This window comes from Spirosoma fluminis, assembly GCF_054778895.1.
Genome location: NZ_BAAGZD010000036.1, coordinates 40,678 through 58,105 on the forward strand (window position 1 = coordinate 40,678; position 17,428 = coordinate 58,105).

The following is a 17,428-nucleotide window of genomic DNA, read 5'->3' on the forward strand; positions in this document are numbered from 1 at the left end:
ATTGGTCGTGTAGAACTCAGTTCGTTTTAAAAATTTCCACCGTCCTGGTTTGCAGAGTTTGCAGCGGAAACACGGTCGTTGTCTCACCGGTACGTAACGTAAGAGCCGTCGTATCAATCTTGATGATCTCTCCTTTTACGCCGTCGATCTGAATAACCTGCCCTTCCTTGTATTTATTCCGGGAGTAAAAAGACGAAAGTATATTCGCCATCACATCACGCGAGGCTAAACCGTAGCCGATGGCAAACGCAAAAATGACCCCGCCGATGATGAGATTAAAGCTGGATTCAAGCAGTTCAGTATTGATACCAGCCTGACCCAGGGCACTAATGACGGTAACGATCAGGAAAAAGAAGAAAACAATCATGCCCAGCAACCGACCCGAGGCAATGTTGAACGACTGACATACACTCACAACGGCGGCCCGCAGCGCATCGGCGACCAGCACGCCAACCTGAAGCATAATCGCTGCGGCAACCAGCCTGGGAATAAAATTAACCAGCGACGATACCATCTCGGTGATGGCCGATACGCCCAGGGTCTCGGCCGCGGCTTTGATGAAAACGAGCAGAATAAAGTAGTAGAGTACTTTCGCGACAATTTCACTAAGCTTGATTTCGGTTTTTAGCTGTTTAATGATTCCAATATCATTCAGCCGGTCGCCTATTTTGTCGAAACCGATCTGGCCTAGTAGCCGTCGGGTAATCAGGGCGGTAAGGCGGGCAACGGCGATGCCGATCAAAAGGATCAGCAACGCACCCAGTAAGCGTGGTACAAACTCAACAAACTGATCAATCAGGGCCTGAAACGTATTCTGTAGTACTTCTGTCAGATTCGGTAGTGGTTTCATGGATTGGGTTTCAACGAATCAGCGCTATCGGATGGCAGGGTAGCAAGCGCTGATACTACGCCGAACAAGTCGCCGACGTATAGTTCTACGATGGTTAATGCATTTTTGATCAGGTCAATATCCGACATGATCTGCTTTTTAAGGCGGGGTGGACATGCATCGTCCGGCTCCAGTTCCTTAAATGGATTAGTTGTCATGGCGAATCAACGAAATAGGTCACGTAGCGAAAGGGCGGCTTTAATAGCGAGCAATACCCAGAACACCGCTCCTTCGAGGTAAATCTTACGCAGCTTATCGCGCGACCGTTTCAGGCGCATCTTCACTGCATTTTCCGTAAGCCCGTTCAGATCGGCAATCTCCCGGATGCTGATGTCATCCTGATACTTCATCAGCAGCAGCATCCGTTCTTCAGCCGCAAGTCGCTGCATCGCTTTTTGCAGGTGCTGTACTTCTAATTCTGTCACCTCCGCGTAGCCATCATCGTCGCTCACTACGTTCAGTCGATCCCAGCCCTCATCGACATAGACTTCTCGTCGGTAGGCGGATGCCCGCGTCTGGTCCAGGCAGTAGTTGTAAGTCAGCGTATAAAGCCAGGTAGAGAATTTGGCCTGCGCCCGGAAGCTGCCCAGCTTCGTCACCAACTTTAAAAACACGTCGTGCGTATAATCTTCAGCCTGAACGGGATCTTTCGAGAACGATAGACACTTCCGGTACACTTTGTCGCAGTAGCGTTCGTATAAAGACTCAAAGTACTGGTTACGCTGCGTTTCGACGTACAGGCGGACCAGCTCTTCGTCCGAAAATTGTTTCATTTAGAAGCAGGGTATTGGCTGTTAAGACCTAAAGAAATGGAAAAGTAACGGCTTTGGCGTATAAAATTGGAGAGTGCGCCCAATTCCAACAAAAAACTCGGCGTCTGGCCGAGTTTCACATATAAGCATACAATACGTAATGAGATGGCGACCCAGTGGTCGGCTGGCTACTGTTCGTGCGGGTAAAGATTAGTCGATACGTTGTTCAGCATAGTATTGACGCAGCCGATCGCGCGACCGTTTCAGGCGCATCTTCACCGCGCTTTCCGTGATTGAATGCCGTATGGCCAATTCCCGGATGCTGAGATCTTCCTGGTATTTCTGTTGCAGCAGATCCTGATCATCAGGCGCCAGTCGCAGCATGGCCTGCTGAAGCTGCCAGGCTTCAAGTTCCTCACGCACACCATCATCGGCATTCAGGTTCAGCGTTTCCCAGCCTTCATCCATCAGTGTCTCCTGACGATAGCGGGGAGTCCGAATCTGATCGGTACAGTAATTATAGGTAATCGAATATAACCAGGTAGAGAATTTAGCCTGCTGCTTAAAGCCTTTCAATTTTAGCATTAAGCGCAGAAAAATGTCCTGCGTAAGATCCTGCGCCTGCGAAGAATCTTTTGTAAACGATAAACACTTCCGGTGTACCTTATGGCAATACCGCTCGTACAATTGTTCAAAATAATCGTTCTCCTGAGTTTCTAAGTAATTACTGACTAATTCTTCGTCACTGTACGTTTGCATTGGTTACGGTATTATAGTTGATGAGCTAGTTTTGCTAATTCAGTAACATCTACGTATAAATACCCATAGCTGGTTTTCCGGCCAACAAAAAACCCGGCCTGATTGGCCGGGTTTTTACTGAGCGGTAGGTTAATATTAGTTTTATCCAATAGAAACACGCTTAAACGATGAAACAGTAAGACCCTTGCTGGTTTTGTCTAAAAGCTGAGCGATCGTTAAGGAGCTGTCTTTTACAAACTCCTGGTTCAGCAGGGTATTTTCTTTATAGAATTTATTCAGTTTACCCATCGCGATTTTTTCCAACATCGCTTCGGGCTTACCTTCCTGACGAGCCTGCTCTTTACCGATTTCGATTTCGCGTTCTACGATCGTCGCATCAACGCCGTCTTTATCGAGAGCAACGGGTTTCATAGCGGCAATTTGCATCGCTACGTCTTTACCTACTTCCGTTACGTCCGTCCCGTTCGTATTCACCAGACCAACCAGTACGCCCAGCTTGCCATTCGAGTGAATGTACGAAACTACTTTATCAGCGGAGACAGTCTCGAACGACGCTACGTCGATTTTCTCGCCGATTTTACCCATCAGGTCCGTAATGTGATCCTGCAAAGCCCGACCATCGGCCTGTGGAGTTGCCAGCAACGTTGCTTTATCGGCAGCGTTCGTGGCAACAGCCGTGCTCATAACCGCCATTGCCAGATTCTGGAAGTCGGCTACTTTCGATACGGGCTCGGTTTCGCAGGCCAGAGCGATTACTTTACCGCTTTTGCCATCTTCGCTTACGTGCGCCAGAACGACACCTTCGGCCGTAGCGTTGTCAGCGCGCTTATCCGCTATTTTTTGACCCTGCTTCCGCAGGATTTCTTTTGCCTTCTCAAAATCGCCGTCAGCTTCGGTGAGGGCTTTTTTGCAGTCCATCATACCGGCTCCGGTCTCTTGCCGAAGCTTATTTACATCAGCAGCGGTAATTGCCATTGTTCTAACAGGTTTCAGTTGTTAATTTTTTGCGTTCGGTTACCATCGCGTTTTCACGTACTGGTAACGTCAGAATCAATTTATTACAGAATAGCCCATAGCGGCTGGCTACGGGCTATTCTGTTTGGTAGTTGTATTATTCGCCTGCCTGGCGGTTAAACAAACGAACAGCCAAACAGAGAAACAGACAATTAGTCTTCCTTCTCCTCTTCAGCAACAGCGGCTGGCGATGCGGTCGCTTCTGCACCTTCCTGCAGTTTGCTTTCGTCTTCGGCGCGGGCTTTAACCAAGTCTTCGTTACGTTTCGCTTCTTCCTCTTCCTGGATACGCTGATCGTCTTTATCCTGCTTACGCTCCATCAGACCTTCTTCAATGGCCCGGCCGATAGCCAGCGTAATCAGTGAAATTGACTTATACGCGTCATCGTTAGCCGGGATAGCGAAATCAACTTCTTCCGGGTTCGAGTTCGTATCGCACATAGCGAATACAGGGATACCCAGACGATGTGCTTCGGCAACGGCAATGTGCTCACGCTTTACGTCAACGATAAACAACGCAGCCGGCAGGCGAGTCAGGTCGGCGATACCACCGAGTACGCGTTCCAGCTTTTCTTTATCACGGCTACGGGTTAAACGCTCCCGCTTGGCAATGCTCTTGACGGTCTCCTCGTCTTTCAGCATTTTTTCCAGCGTTTGCATTTTTTTCAGCGATTTACGAATCGTCGCGAAGTTCGTTAACATACCGCCCTGCCAGCGATCGGTTACGTACGGCATTTTCAGGCGACGCGCTTCTTCCGAAACGATCTCCTGGGCCTGTTTCTTCGTGGCGACGAACATAACTTTCCGACCTGAGCGAACAATTCCTTTAATGGCATTGCAGGCTTCGTCGAGTGCCGCTACTGTTTTATTGAGGTCAATAATGTGGATGCCGTTCTTCTCCATGAAGATATACGGAGCCATCCGAGGGTCCCACTTACGCGTTAGGTGGCCAAAGTGCACACCAGCGTCGAGGAGGTCTTTATATTCGATTTGTGCCATTTCCGAAAAATGAACAATGTAAAATGAATAATAACTAATACGCAGCACCGGGCATCGGCATCATCTAAGCCCGATCTGGACGATAAAATCGGTTTTTGTTGTCTGGTCGTTAATTGAGAACAGCCAGCCCACCAAACAATCTTAGCGTTTCGAGAACTGGAACCGCCGACGTGCTTTGGCACGACCGTACTTTTTCCGTTCTACCATGCGCGAATCCCGCGTCAGGAATCCTTCTTTTTTCAGTGCCGGACGGAACTCAGCGTTCAGTTCAACCAATGCACGGGCAATCGCCATGCGGGTTGCTTCTGCCTGACCCGATACACCACCACCACGAACGTTTACTTTTACGTCGTAACCACCTACGCCATTGATGGTCGCAAAAGGTTGATTGAGGATAATTTGCAGGACTTCGGTTGGGAAATATTGTTTGTAATCTTTCCCGTTCACCGTGATGGCCCCGCTGCCAGCCGACATATAAATGCGGGAGATAGCAGTTTTACGGCGGCCAATAGTGTTAATACGATCCATTCGTCTGTGACTTAGAATTTAACGACTGTGGGTTGTTGAGCCTCGTGAGGGTGCTGTTCACCGACATACACATGCAGGTTGGTAAACAACCGCCGACCGAGCCGGTTCTTTGGCAACATACCTTTCACGGCATGTTCGATGATGCGCTCGGGGTGCTTTTCGAGCAACAACCGGGGCGTAGCAAAGCGCTGACCGCCGGGGTAACCCGTATGGCGGACGTAAACTTTGTCGGTCATCTTCGAGCCAGTCAGGCGTACCTTCTCGGCATTGATGACGATCACGTTATCCCCGCAGTCAACGTGCGGTGTGAAGCTGGTTTTGTGTTTGCCGCGGATCAGGCGTGCGATTTGGCTGGCCAGCCGACCGAGCACTTCGCCCTGAGCGTCAACCACAATCCAGTCCTTCTGCACCGTTTCCTTGTTGGCAGAGATGGTTTTGTAACTGAGCGTATTCACTGTTATGGAGACTAATTGTTTGATTTCTAATTACTTGCTTCTAAAAAAAGCACTCCCGCTTCAAAACGGGAGTGCAAATATAGGCGTTATACCGCTGAAATACAAGGGAGTGCCGACTTTTCGTTACTAGCGCAATTTCAACGTAGCCAGGGCAATTACGGCCAGCATAATCCCGACAATCCAGAAACGCGTGACCAGCTTGGCTTCGTGGTAGCCTTTTTTCTGAAAATGGTGGTGCAGAGGTGCCATCAGGAAAATTCGTCTTCCCTCGCCGTATTTCTGTTTGGTATACTTGAAGTAGCTGACCTGAATAATTACGGACGCATTTTCGGCGATAAAAATGCCGCACACCACCGGAATCAGAAATTCCTTCCGGATGGCCAGAAACAGTACGGCAATAACGCCACCCAGCATCAGGCTGCCGGTATCCCCCATAAACACCTGAGCGGGATACGAATTGTACCACAGGAAGCCGACGCAGGCCCCCACAAAAGCCGCGCAGAAAATCACGAGTTCGCCCGAGTTGGGGATGTACATGATGGTCAGGTACTGCGACGCAATTTTGTTGCTCGACAGCCACGCCAGTATGCCCAGCGTTAATCCGATGATCACCGACGTACCAGCGGCCAATCCATCGATTCCATCAGTAATGTTTGCTCCGTTCGATATGGCCGTAATCAGAAAAATACATACCAGCACGTACACAATCCAGGTGTAGCTGTCGGGCAGCAGGCCGAAGAGGAGCGTACTGTAATCAAAATCAATGTTTTTCACGAACGGCACGGTTGTCAGTGTCGACTTGATATCGGTATACACATCCGGAACCGCCGACGTATTGAGCAGTCGGGGAGCATACTTCCGAATTTTAACGTATTCGTTGAAATACAGCGTTAAACCGACAATTAAGCCCAGCCCAATCTGGCCAACTACCTTAAACTTACCCTGTAATCCTTCTTTATTCTTCCGGAAGACTTTGATATAATCGTCCAGGAAACCAATAAGCCCCGTCCAGACGGTTGACACCAGCGCTAGTACGATGTACACATTCGAGAGCTTTGCGAACAGGAGCGCGGGAATAAGCAGCGAAGCCAAGATAATAAACCCGCCCATGGTTGGCGTTCCCCGTTTCTGCATCTGCCCTTCCAGCCCCAGGTCGCGGATCGATTCGCCAATTTGAAGGGTACGTAGTGTATCGATGATACGTCGACCAAAAATGGCGGCAATCATCAGGGAGGTAACAACGGCCCCAAGCGCCCGGAAGGAGATGTATTGGAAGACCCCCGCGCCCGGAATATTATAGCGTTCGTCAAGAAACTGGAATAGGTAATAGAGCATTTAGTAGAGAGCGAAAGAGTGAAAGAGTGAAAGAATGAATAGTATGTCGCTCTTTCACCCTTTCGCTCTTTGTTGGTCAAAGTTACTGATTTCCGCGTTCTGCAAAAGCGTTGCGCAATACCAGCCGGTCGTCAAAATCATACTTGACGCCTTTTATCTCCTGATACGTTTCGTGGCCTTTACCGGCTACCAGAATAATGTCGTGCGGATGCGCCAGCGATACGGCCCGTCCAATGGCTTCATGTCGATCGGCAATCGTTAGCGTTTTCTTGAAATCGACGGGGGGGACACCCGCCTGCATCTGCTCCAGAATCGCCATCGGATCTTCATTACGTGGATTGTCCGACGTCAGAATTACCCGGCTACTGAAGCGGCAGGCAATCTCGGCCATAATCGGTCGTTTGGCCGCATCCCGATTGCCTCCGCAACCCACGATCGTGATTACCTGGGGCATACGGCCCTGCTCGTTTGCCTGTAGCAAGCCACTAATAGTTTCCAGCACATTCTGAAGTGCGTCCGGGGTGTGGGCGTAGTCAACAATTCCCACGATTTTATCGTCGGAAACAACTTGCTCGAAACGACCGGGCGGAGGAGTTATGCCCGAGAGCAGGGTTAGCACTTCGGTGGGGTCTTCGCCCAGCAGGACCGCTGCGCCGTATACGCTCAGCAGGTTGTAGGCATTGAACCGCCCGATCAGTTTGAACCATACTTCGCGCTCGTCAACGAGCATGTTCAGTCCAAACAGACTGTCGGCAATAATCTTACCTTTGAACGTAGCCAGCGTTTGCAGTGAGTACGTTTCCTTACGGGCCGCCGTATTCTGGAGCATCACCAGCCCACGTTTATCGTCGACATTCGTGAGCGCGAACGCTGAAGCCGGTAGCTGATCGAAAAAGCCTTTTTTAGCCCGAATGTAATTATCGAACGTACCGTGAAAATCGAGGTGATCGTGGGTAATGTTCGTAAAAATTCCTCCCGCAAACACAAGCCCAGCGATACGTTCCTGCACAACGGCATGTGAACTTACTTCCATAAACACGTGCGTACAGCCGTGAGCCAGCATCTGAGTCAACAGCTGGTTAATTGTAATGGCATCGGGGGTGGTATGCGTAGCGGGTATAATCTGATCATCAATCTGGTTCTGAACCGTCGACAGCAGGCCACATCGGTATCCTAATGAGCGAAACAGGTTGAAAAGTAACGTAGCAACGGAGGTTTTGCCATTGGTGCCCGTTACGCCAGCGAGCTTCAGCTTCTGCGAAGGTTGTCCATAAAAATTAGCGGCAACAAGACCCATTGTCCGGGCCGAGTCCTGCACACGAACGAACGTAACCGCATTGGCTGACTGGTACTGAGCAAGCTCCGCCGGAAACTCTTCGCACAAAATAGCGGCAGCCCCCTGCCGAATGGCCGTTTCGATAAAGGCATGTCCATCGGTGACCGTACCGTGTATGGCGATAAACAAACTACCGGGACCAACCTTTCGCGAATCCATGGTTAGATGCGTGATGTCGGCATCCATACTGCCAGACGTAGCCAGCAAGGAAATTTTATAGAGAAGGTCTTTTAGCTGCATACGGGTTGAACGAGCGCGTAACGGGCTTTATAACTACAAAAAAACAGTGTAGGCTTGGTTCTGCCTAATTTTTATGCAGCAGCGCTCTGTTCTCCTCCCCTGATTACGTCTATTACCTGACCCAATCCAGCGCCTGAAGTACACAACTCTCATCCCGGTATTATACAACTTATACCCAAATTTCGACGCTTCGTTAGCTCGTTTCTACCTTCCATCCAATTCCTTGTGGACGAACGCATTATGTAGGCATACATTTGCATTGTCAATCACAAACAATAACAAAAACTATTGAACACCATGAAAGTATTATTCAAATCCTTCCTCCTGGCCCTAACGCTTCTGGCAGCCTTTAGTGCAATTGTTTACATGACTGCCAGTGCAGCGCAGGGCCACCCAACGAACCCAACTAGTCCAGTTGAAATGCGCTCGGCGGTATTTCCATCGTCATCGGCGAGTGTGCTGAACGTAATCGTTGAGAAGTCGTCGTCGAAGCCAGTTGTTATCCGCCTGGTCGATAAGAAAGGCAACATCTTAGGCAGCCAGATTACAGGTAAGAAATCGGGGAATTACCGGGTAAAGTTCAACATCGAACAGTTAACCGATGGCGAATACGAAGTTGAGTTGGTGAACGGCGAGACCATTAGCCGCCACTCATTCTCGGTATCGACGCCAACCCGCGTCAGCGTGAACCGGACCATTGCTCTGCAATAAGCAGTACGTCAGTAGGTCACAAAAAGCAACACCCCGCGCGGGGTGTTGCTTTTTGTTTTAATACATAGAATTGAATGCAGGCAACGACATTTGCTGGCAGGCATTACTCACTACTCCAGCCGCAGGGCAATTTGTCGGCTCGCGTCAATGTTGCTTTCTGGAGCCAGCGACTGTTCTTTTACTTTCCCGCGTCCTTCTACCTGTACCCGTAGGCCTCGATTTTCGAGCAGAAACAGCGCATCGCGCAACGCCAAGCCCCGCACATCCGGCACCTGATTCTGCCGGGTTGGGCGGCTCTTCCAGCGACCAGCTGTCGATGCTTCGACCCAGCCTTCGGTGGCGGGTTCGCTATCCATATTCAACGTAGTACTGATCGTATGCAGATCATCAGAATAACCCGCCAGCAGTCCGGCTGCTGGACGCTTCTGACGGCTGCCTCCCCGGATCGGCGCGTGCATCCGGATATCATACGCCACAATGCGGTCCGCGACTTCCTTGAACACCGGAGCTGCCACGGCACCGGCATACAGCAAATCAATATTGTTCCCCTGCGGAGTATCGACAACGGTAATCATGCTGTATTTCGGGTTATCGGCCGGGAAATACCCGATGAAGGAGGTATAATATTTACCGACCTGATACCGGCCGTTTATAATCTTCTGCGCCGTGCCGGTCTTGCCCGCAATGGCGTAGTGGGGATTGTTAATGTGTTTCGCCGTACCCTGTGCCACCACGCCACGTAACAACTCTTGGGCTTTGCGAGCGGTTTCTATGGAGCAGATGCGTTCCGGCGCTACGTAAGGTGCCCGGTCTTCAATGATTTCATCGGCTAGTTTGATCCGCTTCACAATCATAGGCCGTACCCATTTGCCGTCGTTGGCAACAGCGTTATAAAAGGTCAGCATTTGCAGGGGGGTAATCTGCATTTCGTACCCGTACGACATGGATGTCAGCGAGACCTTACTCCATCCTTTCATGTCTGGATTCCGTACGACCGGAACGGCCTCGCCTTTCATGTGGATGCCGGTTGGCTGGGTAAGCCGGAACTTGCGCAGGTAGTGACAGTATAAATCCGGACGCTTATAAAAATAGCTGCGCATGAGCAGGTGAGTCCCGACGTTTGATGACTTTTCAAACACTTGCCGCGCCGTGATTGTCCCTTTCCCGTTCCGGCTGGCATCATGAATATTTAAGCCATTGTAGCGCGTTGAGCCGTTGCCCGTAGCAACGAGCTGGTTCAGAGAAATGGCTTTCTCTTCCAGCAATGCCATCATCGTCGCCAGCTTGAAGGTGGACCCAGGGTCAGTACGTCCGGCCAGTGCGTGGTTGAAGTTTTCAACGTAGCCACCGCCCCGCCGGGTCAGGTTGGCCATCGCCCGAATTTCGCCGGTTGCTACCTCCATAACGATGACGCAACCTTTGGCTGCGTTGTATTTTTCGAGCGCGGAGTGCAGAGCCGACTCGGCCATGTCCTGAAAATTAACGTCGATCGTTGTGTACAGATCCATGCCGGGCTCCGGCTTCATACCTGGCCCATCGTCGACGGGTTTACGCACCCCACCCGACAATACCTCCACCAGCCCCACGGCATTTTTCCCCGCCAGCGCCGGTTGAAAGCTCGCTTCCAGGCCAATCAAGCCACGACCCGTTTTAGCGTCCAGGTTGCCAATTGTCCGCTCAGCCATGCGACCGAAGGGGTGGTAACGCTCGTAATACGGGCGCAGCACACCACCACGGGCAGCTACCTTTGCCGACGAGCGGAAGAAAGGCCACTTCAGCATGTACTGCCGCTCCTGGAACGTAACGCGCCGACGGTTCAGCAAAACGTACCGCCGTTTACGTCCACGGGCGTCGCGCACCAGATCCGCGTAGTCCTGAGCCGAACGGTCTTTGTAGATGCGAGATAAAAGTAAACCGAGCGAATCGACCTTCCGGGCGAAATACTCGGGCTTGGCCACGGTCGGGTCGAGGCCGACTACGTAGGTAGGCAGGGAGGTCGCCAGCAAGCGCCCGTCGGCCGCGTAGATATTTCCCCGCATGGCCCGGATGGTATCCCGTTGAATCAGCGTAGACGCTACCCGCTCGCGCCAGAACCGGCCTTTGAAGGTTTGAAAATACTGCACATACACCAGCCGCATCACAACGCAAACCGCCAGGAAAATAACGACGTAGAAGACGTTATTCGCCCGGGAAATAATATCCTGCTTAATGTTCATCGGACTTGACAACTAGTTTATGGGGTGGGGTCTGGCTATCGGTTAAGCCCAGGGACGTAACGCGTTTGCTAAGTTCGGATTGTTTACCGCTTCGGTCGTATTCGGCCTGCAGCACCGTAGCCTGCGAGCGTAGTTCGTCAACCTGAATTTTGGTCCGCTGAATCCGGCGGACAAGCCGCTCGGCATTATGGTTCAGGCCGATGTATAAAATGAGCAGAAAAGTTACCCAAAGGATGCGGTCGATGTGTCGGATCGGCCAGGCATTATCTTCGCCGAAGAGCCGGTCAAGACCGATAAAGTCGTTCAGCCAGGATGCCAGCTTCAGCTTTCGTCGCTGCTTCTTTTGCTTAGCCACCCGCTCGGGTTCTCTAAACGTATTCTTGGCCATAGTGAGTCGTGTGTGGGGCAGGGATGATGCCGTTACAAAGTAACAAAAACATCGTTTCCGGTTCTGCGGGCCACCCGATCATTTGTGCGTTGCGCATAAAAAATCCCGAAAGCTTAGCCTCCGGGATTAGTACGTTTGTCTGAAAATCCCTTTACTCCTTCCAGCGCCATTCGTTGGCAATCTGCAAGGGTGTTCGCAGGCCCTGCGCGACCAGGTAATCGCGGGTTTGGGTATCGGTAGGATTGTTATTCGGATATTCACTGTTTATTTTTGGTAGATTAATTGTCTTCGTCATGCATACAGACCTTACGTCTCCCTTGTCGCCTTTACAGGTTGAACTACTTAAAGCCTTTGCGATGCCTACGGTCGACGAAAACGATTTGGTAGAAATCCGAAAAATGCTGTCTCAATATTTTGCTCGTAAGGCGTCTATGCAGGCTCAGCAGCTGATGGAAGAGCGGAGAATGGCAGCGACTGATATTGACGCCATCGCCCATCAGCACAATCGGGTTTCCAAACCTTAGTCATGAAGATTGTCGTTGACACCAACGTGCTACTGAATGCCATTCTCCCTACATCAGGCAATTTCTGGTTGTTTGAAGGCATCATCAGTGGTACGTTCACACTCTGCGTTTCTAACGAAATTCTAACGGAGTACTCTGAAGTTTTTAGCCGGTTCTACGACTCAACGGTTGCCGAAAGCTTTCTGACGGCTCTTACTTACAGCCCGTTTGTCGAGAAAACAGACACTTATTTCCACTGGATTGCGATTGAAGCAGACCCGGACGATAACAAGTTCGTAGACTGCGCAGTTGCCGCTAATGCTCAGTGCATTATCACCAATGATCGCCATTTCGACGTCCTTCAGAAACTGGAATTTCCCAAAGTGTCGGTTCTCTCTCCTTATGCATTTCGCCAGATAGCAGGGGCCTGAGTAGCCCCCGCCATTTCATTTATTCTTTCCAGCGCCACTCGTTGGCAATCTGCAAGGGTGTTCGCAGGCCCTGCGCTACCAGGAAATCGCGGGTTTGGCTATCAGTCTGGCGACGGGTTGGAATTTCGTCGGCATCGGCGAGAGCGTACAGCAGCATGGTTGAATAGCGGACCGTATTTTTCAGATGATCGGCGTTAACCAGATTCAGTCGGTCGCAGTTGGCGTGGTAACAGTCAAGCACCTCTTTAGTCAGGTGACCGTTCATGCCGACTACCGGAACGCCCTCCAGCATAAACGGCTGATGATCGGAGTGCAGACCGGCCTGGTTCTGCATCTGGTTCGCAAAGGCCGGTTCAACCTGCTTTATGGTTTCGCCGACCAGATTCAGGAACGTCAGCATGTCCGAACGGCCAAAAGCGTTCAGGCCCGTTGGGTCGTTGGTCATGTCGAGGTTCATCATGTACCGAACCTTATCCAGCTGACCGGATTTTCTCAGGTTTTCGACCATCGCCCGCGAGCCGAGCAGCCCCTGCTCCTCGCCCATAAACAAGACAAATTCGATGGTACGTTTCGGCTTCAGCTTCAATTTCTTGAACGTACGGGCAATGTCCATAACGGCAAACGAGCCGATGCCGTTATCAATTGCACCAGTCGCCAGATCCCAGGAATCCAGGTGGCCGCCGATAATGATTTTCTCATCGGGATATTTCGAGCCTTTCAACGTAGCAATTACGTTTCGCGCCCGAATCTTGCGGCTTTTGTTGGTCATGTCGATCAGGGCGTGAATCCGCCCCTGCTCTTCCTGCATCCAGGCTCGCAGCGCCTGTCCGCTTTCGAGCGAAATACAGACCGACGGAATCGGAATCAGCTTACCCGTTACCGAGGCTGTACCCGTAAGCAGGACGTTGCCTGGTACGAGGTTCACCATAATCACGCCGGTTGCGCCGTGTTGAATGGCCAACGCAGTTTTCTCGGAGCGGTGGAGGTTACGCGCCCCTTTGGTGGGAGCCGCCAGGCCAATGTTCACCAGCGCTACTTTACCCTTCAGCTTGTCTTTCACGGCGGCAAAGTCACCTTCAAGCCCGTTGCCAACGTCCACGATTTCTCCGCGCACATGAGCTTCGACGGGTGAATGCGCCAGCGACACTACCGAAACTTCGCGGAAGTTATCACTCCGATCGGGTACCACCGATAACGTAACGGTGTCGCGCGTCCAGGCTTCTACCTCGAACGGTTCGTAGCGTACGTCACTAAATCCATACGAAGAAAGCAGGTCGAACGCATACGTTTCGGCCTTCGTTCCGTTTGGGCTGCCCGTTAGTCGGTGACCAACCTGCTGCGACGCATCGGCCAGGGTTTCGTACGCACGACTACGCTGCTGCACTTCGTCGTTGATGCGTCTGAATGCCTTTTCAAGCGAAAGTTTGTCGGGGTGAAAAGCGGTTAATAAACCGGCGGTGCCAAGCGTGAAGAGTACGAGCCGGAACCGAGGTACGTAAAACGTTCGGTGCATAGAAAGGGGTGAAAATCTCAGCGAAAGATACAAAAAAGACCCGTTATTCTGAAGTCAACCGATTAGACACCAAGAAGCGGAACATCGTTTGGATTCCGCTCAACTTTTTATGGTTCAGAATGCTGAGACAACTCTTCAGATGCAGGTGTTTGGTGGCGCATAGGCTTTAGAAATACCGTTTGCCGACCCGCAAGCCAGTCTGGATCGATGCCGGTTACGTTGAATACACGATCCCAGCAGCGCTCAAAGCAGTGAGCAGCGTCAGTGAACGTAACAGACACGTCCAGCGCCCGTTTGTAAAAAGTCAGTGGTCGCCGACGCACTACGTCCTGATGAACCACAAACTGCGCACCGAGCACAAACGTATATAACTCCGGCCCGTCGGTACCAAATAACGCCTGATGAAAGCTCCGAAGATCTAACCCGCGACCATCTTGGTTCTTACTCCACGGTCGAAACAGCCGTTCGCCCTGGTCATCGTCGGTATCGATCAGGTGCCCCAGCCACCTAAAAGGCGATGCCCCTTCGGGTGCTTCGGCCAGGCGTTGCAGGGTCTTCTTGAAATCATAGGCATGATCGAACGGTTTGCCCTGGCAAAATACCGTCCACTCGGATAAATCGTTGTAGCGGCTGACGATATGATGCAGATACGTATGCGCTTCGCGGCCAATATTTGGCAACAGAATGGCATCAGCGCCAGCTGAACCGTCAGCGCCTTTATCGTATACCGTCACCCGAAGCCGGGCGGGACGTTTACGCAGCCAGCTAAGATCTTCCTGATACCGGGCAACAACAAGTTCAAGCATATTTCTGGTTGACAGGATCGGACGTATCGGCAACGATACGTTGTTTCCGTATGGTTCGCGTTGCTTCACGCCGATTTACGGGGGCAAAGGCTTATTTTTACAAACTTACTTGATAAACGAACCGAGAACGGCGAACTGCCATGAACAGAACGTGTTTACTCTTTATTATTACGCTTACGCTCCCCAGTATGACAGAAGCACAACCCCTAAAAGCTCCGAAAGCCGCCATCAAACCCAAAGAGTTAGCGATCCACGGCGACAAGCGAATCGACAATTATTACTACCTCAACGATCGCGAAAACCCCGAGGTGATCAATTACCTAAAAGCCGAAAACGCGTACCTCGAACAGGTGCTGGCTCCCGTTAAGGATTTGCAGGAGAAGCTGTTTGACGAAATGAAAGGCCGGATCAAGCAGCAGGATGAGTCAGTTCCGTACAAAGAAGGCAATTATTACTACTACACCCGCTACGTAACGGGTGGTGAGTATCCGATCTACTGCCGTAAGGAAGGCTCACTTCAGGGTACGGAGGAATTAATGTTCGATGGGAACGCCCTGGCAAAAGGTCATAATTATTACCAATTGGGCGGCTACGAGGTATCCGACAATGAGGAACTGGCGCTTTTCTGCGAAGATACCGTGAGCCGACGCCTGTTCACGCTACGTATTAAGAATCTGAAAACCGGGCAAATCTATCCCGAACTGATCCCCGACACCGAAGCGGGCAGCTTTGCCTGGGCGACGGACAATAAGACCTTTTTTTACATCAAGAAAGACCCCCAGACCCTACTCGGCTATCAGGTATTTCGGCACGTACTGGGTACCGATCCAAAACAGGACGTACTGGTTTACGAAGAAGAGGACAACCAGTTCTATATGGGTTTGGGCCGGTCGAAGTCGAAGAAGTACATCACTATTGGCGTTGATCATAACGGCGTAGCGACCGAATACCGGCTGCTGAACGCCAGCCAGCCAACGGGTGCGTTCACGGTGTTTCTGCCGCGCGAGAAAGGTCATGAGTACGACATCGTGCATTACAAAGACAAGTTTTACGTGCGCACCAACTGGAAGGCCGAAAACTTCCGGCTCATGGAGGTACCCGAAGGTAAAACAGCAGACCGTACCGCCTGGAAAGAAGTGATTCCCCACCGGCCCGATGTTTATCTGGACAATCTGGATGTATTTGCCAACCACCTTGTTCTGGGCGAGCGGAAAGCGGGTCTGACCAATATTCGGATTATTAACCAAAAGACTAAAACCGATGAGTATCTGGACTTTGGCGAACCGGCCTACGTAGCGGGTATCGGCTATAACCCGGATTTCAACACGAACACCCTGCGGTATGGGTATGCTTCCCTCACTACGCCCGGCTCTACCTTCGATTACAATATGGATACGAAGGAGAAAACGCTGATGAAACAGCAGGAAGTGCTGGGCGGCTTCGACAAGAATAATTACGTATCGGAGCGTTTCTATGCCACCGCCCGCGATGGTGTTCAGGTACCGGTTTCGCTGGTCTACCGCAAAGGAACGCCCAAAGATGGCTCGGCTCCGCTGTTGCAGTATTCGTATGGTTCGTACGGTTATTCGACCGATCCGGGCTTTAGCTCTACCCGGCTCAGCCTACTCGACCGGGGTTTCATCTTCGCCATTGCCCACATCCGGGGTGGTCAGGAAATGGGCCGACGGTGGTACGAGGATGGCAAGATGCTCAAGAAGAAAAATACCTTCAACGACTTCGTGGACGTATCGGAGTATCTCATCAAAAACAAGTACACCAGCGCGGATAAGCTGTTCGCAATGGGCGGCAGTGCGGGCGGTTTACTGATGGGTGCCGTTATCAACCAGGCTCCGCAGCTGTACCGGGGCGTAGTAGCCGCCGTTCCGTTTGTAGACGTAGTGACGACCATGCTGGACGAAAGCATTCCGCTGACAACGGGTGAGTTTGAAGAGTGGGGAAACCCAAAAAACAAGACATATTACGACTATATGAAGTCGTACTCGCCTTACGATAACGTAACGAAGAAAGCGTATCCGAACCTGCTGGTTACGACGGGTCTGCACGATTCGCAGGTTCAGTACTGGGAGCCCGCCAAGTGGGTCGCCAAACTGCGGACCATGAAAACAGATAATCCCGGCGAGGAAACGCAGTTGTTGCTGCACACCAATATGGAAGCTGGTCACGGTGGGGCATCGGGACGTTTTCAGGCTTTAAAAGAGATTGCGCTGGAATATGCTTTTATGCTGAATCTGGTAGGCACGCGGAAGTAGCGCTCCCCTTGGAGTATGTTGACGGATGCAGATCAGGTCGATAATCCCGTAAGGGGTGGCATAGTACCGAAAAAAACAGGTTTGTGGCCTGTTACCTGATAGAATCGATCCATCACCAGCAGAAACTAGCTTTGTCAGGTGTATGTCGGTGAGCGATTTGATTTGCCTGGAAGTAAAACTAATTTTTGAATAAAAAAGTAGCTCTGGCCCAACCCTTAACTCGTTGGTCTTGAGTAGGGATTGCAGCATTAACCATACAACAATCACCTTACACCGAAGTTAAC

At 51.1% G+C, this 17,428-nt stretch carries 19 protein-coding genes; 4 read left to right on the forward strand and 15 right to left on the reverse strand.

The annotated features are described in order from the left end of the window. Positions 1–16: 16 nt before the first annotated feature. From ACYVBJ_RS21010 to ACYVBJ_RS21055, 10 genes are all read right to left on the reverse strand, one after another. On the reverse strand, positions 17–850 hold the full coding sequence (locus ACYVBJ_RS21010; RefSeq protein ID WP_460984271.1) for a mechanosensitive ion channel family protein: 834 nt from the start codon (positions 848–850) through the stop codon (positions 17–19). Beyond that, a complete protein-coding gene (locus tag ACYVBJ_RS21015; RefSeq protein ID WP_460984272.1) occupies positions 847–1,047 on the reverse strand; it encodes a hypothetical protein in 201 nt (66 codons plus the stop codon). The genes ACYVBJ_RS21010 and ACYVBJ_RS21015 overlap by 4 nt, the downstream gene beginning before the upstream one ends. A 6-nt stretch (positions 1,048–1,053) precedes the next feature. Further along, a complete protein-coding gene (locus ACYVBJ_RS21020; RefSeq protein ID WP_460984273.1) occupies positions 1,054–1,662 on the reverse strand; it encodes an RNA polymerase sigma factor in 609 nt (202 codons plus the stop codon). Between the two features lie 189 nt (positions 1,663–1,851). Continuing rightward, on the reverse strand, positions 1,852–2,400 hold the full coding sequence (locus ACYVBJ_RS21025) for an RNA polymerase sigma factor (protein ID WP_460984274.1): 549 nt from the start codon (positions 2,398–2,400) through the stop codon (positions 1,852–1,854). Positions 2,401–2,541: 141 nt separating this feature from the next. Further along, positions 2,542–3,375: a translation elongation factor Ts gene (tsf, locus tag ACYVBJ_RS21030; RefSeq protein WP_460984275.1), complete on the reverse strand. Its 834-nt coding sequence runs from the start codon at positions 3,373–3,375 to the stop codon at positions 2,542–2,544. Between the two features lie 191 nt (positions 3,376–3,566). After that, positions 3,567–4,412 carry a 30S ribosomal protein S2 gene (gene rpsB, locus ACYVBJ_RS21035; protein ID WP_460984276.1) on the reverse strand — a complete coding sequence of 282 codons (846 nt, stop codon included), beginning with the start codon at positions 4,410–4,412 and terminating at the stop codon, positions 3,567–3,569. A gap of 141 nt (positions 4,413–4,553) precedes the next feature. Further along, positions 4,554–4,940, reverse strand: coding sequence for a 30S ribosomal protein S9 (gene rpsI / locus ACYVBJ_RS21040; protein WP_460977400.1), 387 nt, complete (start codon positions 4,938–4,940; stop codon positions 4,554–4,556). An 11-nt stretch (positions 4,941–4,951) separates the two neighbouring features. Next, complete coding sequence (gene rplM / locus ACYVBJ_RS21045; RefSeq protein WP_460984277.1) at positions 4,952–5,395, reverse strand: 50S ribosomal protein L13; 444 nt, start codon at positions 5,393–5,395, stop codon at positions 4,952–4,954. Positions 5,396–5,521: 126 nt separating this feature from the next. Next, a complete protein-coding gene (gene mraY / locus ACYVBJ_RS21050; protein WP_460984278.1) occupies positions 5,522–6,730 on the reverse strand; it encodes a phospho-N-acetylmuramoyl-pentapeptide-transferase in 1,209 nt (402 codons plus the stop codon). An 82-nt stretch (positions 6,731–6,812) separates the two neighbouring features. Beyond that, on the reverse strand, positions 6,813–8,306 hold the full coding sequence (locus tag ACYVBJ_RS21055) for a UDP-N-acetylmuramoyl-L-alanyl-D-glutamate--2,6-diaminopimelate ligase (protein ID WP_460984279.1): 1,494 nt from the start codon (positions 8,304–8,306) through the stop codon (positions 6,813–6,815). 297 nt (positions 8,307–8,603) lie between these two features. Between ACYVBJ_RS21055 and ACYVBJ_RS21060 the strand changes: the two genes are divergently transcribed. Continuing rightward, the gene (locus ACYVBJ_RS21060; protein WP_460984280.1) at positions 8,604–9,017 is read left to right on the forward strand and encodes a hypothetical protein; all 414 of its coding nucleotides are present in this window, start codon (positions 8,604–8,606) and stop codon (positions 9,015–9,017) included. Between the two features lie 110 nt (positions 9,018–9,127). Here the strand turns inward: ACYVBJ_RS21060 and ACYVBJ_RS21065 are convergent, their stop codons facing one another. The 3 genes from ACYVBJ_RS21065 to ACYVBJ_RS21075 form a co-directional block, all read right to left on the reverse strand. Further along, a complete protein-coding gene (locus ACYVBJ_RS21065) occupies positions 9,128–11,233 on the reverse strand; it encodes a penicillin-binding protein (RefSeq protein ID WP_460984281.1) in 2,106 nt (701 codons plus the stop codon). Further along, positions 11,223–11,621 carry an FtsL-like putative cell division protein gene (locus ACYVBJ_RS21070; protein WP_460984282.1) on the reverse strand — a complete coding sequence of 133 codons (399 nt, stop codon included), beginning with the start codon at positions 11,619–11,621 and terminating at the stop codon, positions 11,223–11,225. Before ACYVBJ_RS21070 ends, ACYVBJ_RS21065 begins: the two co-directional genes overlap by 11 nt. A gap of 151 nt (positions 11,622–11,772) precedes the next feature. After that, positions 11,773–11,916, reverse strand: coding sequence for a hypothetical protein (locus ACYVBJ_RS21075; RefSeq protein WP_460977517.1), 144 nt, complete (start codon positions 11,914–11,916; stop codon positions 11,773–11,775). On the opposite strand from ACYVBJ_RS21075, the gene ACYVBJ_RS21080 reads away from it, so the two are divergent. Both ACYVBJ_RS21080 and ACYVBJ_RS21085 read left to right on the forward strand, forming a co-directional pair. Further along, on the forward strand, positions 11,915–12,145 hold the full coding sequence (locus ACYVBJ_RS21080) for a hypothetical protein (protein WP_460977393.1): 231 nt from the start codon (positions 11,915–11,917) through the stop codon (positions 12,143–12,145). The genes ACYVBJ_RS21075 and ACYVBJ_RS21080 overlap by 2 nt on opposite strands. Before the next feature lie 2 nt (positions 12,146–12,147). Further along, complete coding sequence (locus tag ACYVBJ_RS21085; protein WP_460977392.1) at positions 12,148–12,555, forward strand: putative toxin-antitoxin system toxin component, PIN family; 408 nt, start codon at positions 12,148–12,150, stop codon at positions 12,553–12,555. Positions 12,556–12,574: 19 nt separating this feature from the next. Here the strand turns inward: ACYVBJ_RS21085 and ACYVBJ_RS21090 are convergent, their stop codons facing one another. Further along, positions 12,575–14,068 (reverse strand): M20/M25/M40 family metallo-hydrolase, encoded by a 1,494-nt coding sequence (locus ACYVBJ_RS21090; RefSeq protein ID WP_460984283.1) that lies wholly within the window; start codon positions 14,066–14,068, stop codon positions 12,575–12,577. Positions 14,069–14,175: 107 nt separating this feature from the next. Continuing rightward, positions 14,176–14,874: a DUF3431 domain-containing protein gene (locus ACYVBJ_RS21095; protein ID WP_460984284.1), complete on the reverse strand. Its 699-nt coding sequence runs from the start codon at positions 14,872–14,874 to the stop codon at positions 14,176–14,178. A 188-nt stretch (positions 14,875–15,062) separates the two neighbouring features. Here ACYVBJ_RS21095 and ACYVBJ_RS21100 point away from each other — a divergent pair, with 188 nt between their 5' ends. Next, complete coding sequence (locus ACYVBJ_RS21100) at positions 15,063–17,144, forward strand: S9 family peptidase (RefSeq protein WP_460984285.1); 2,082 nt, start codon at positions 15,063–15,065, stop codon at positions 17,142–17,144. Positions 17,145–17,428: the final 284 nt, after the last annotated feature.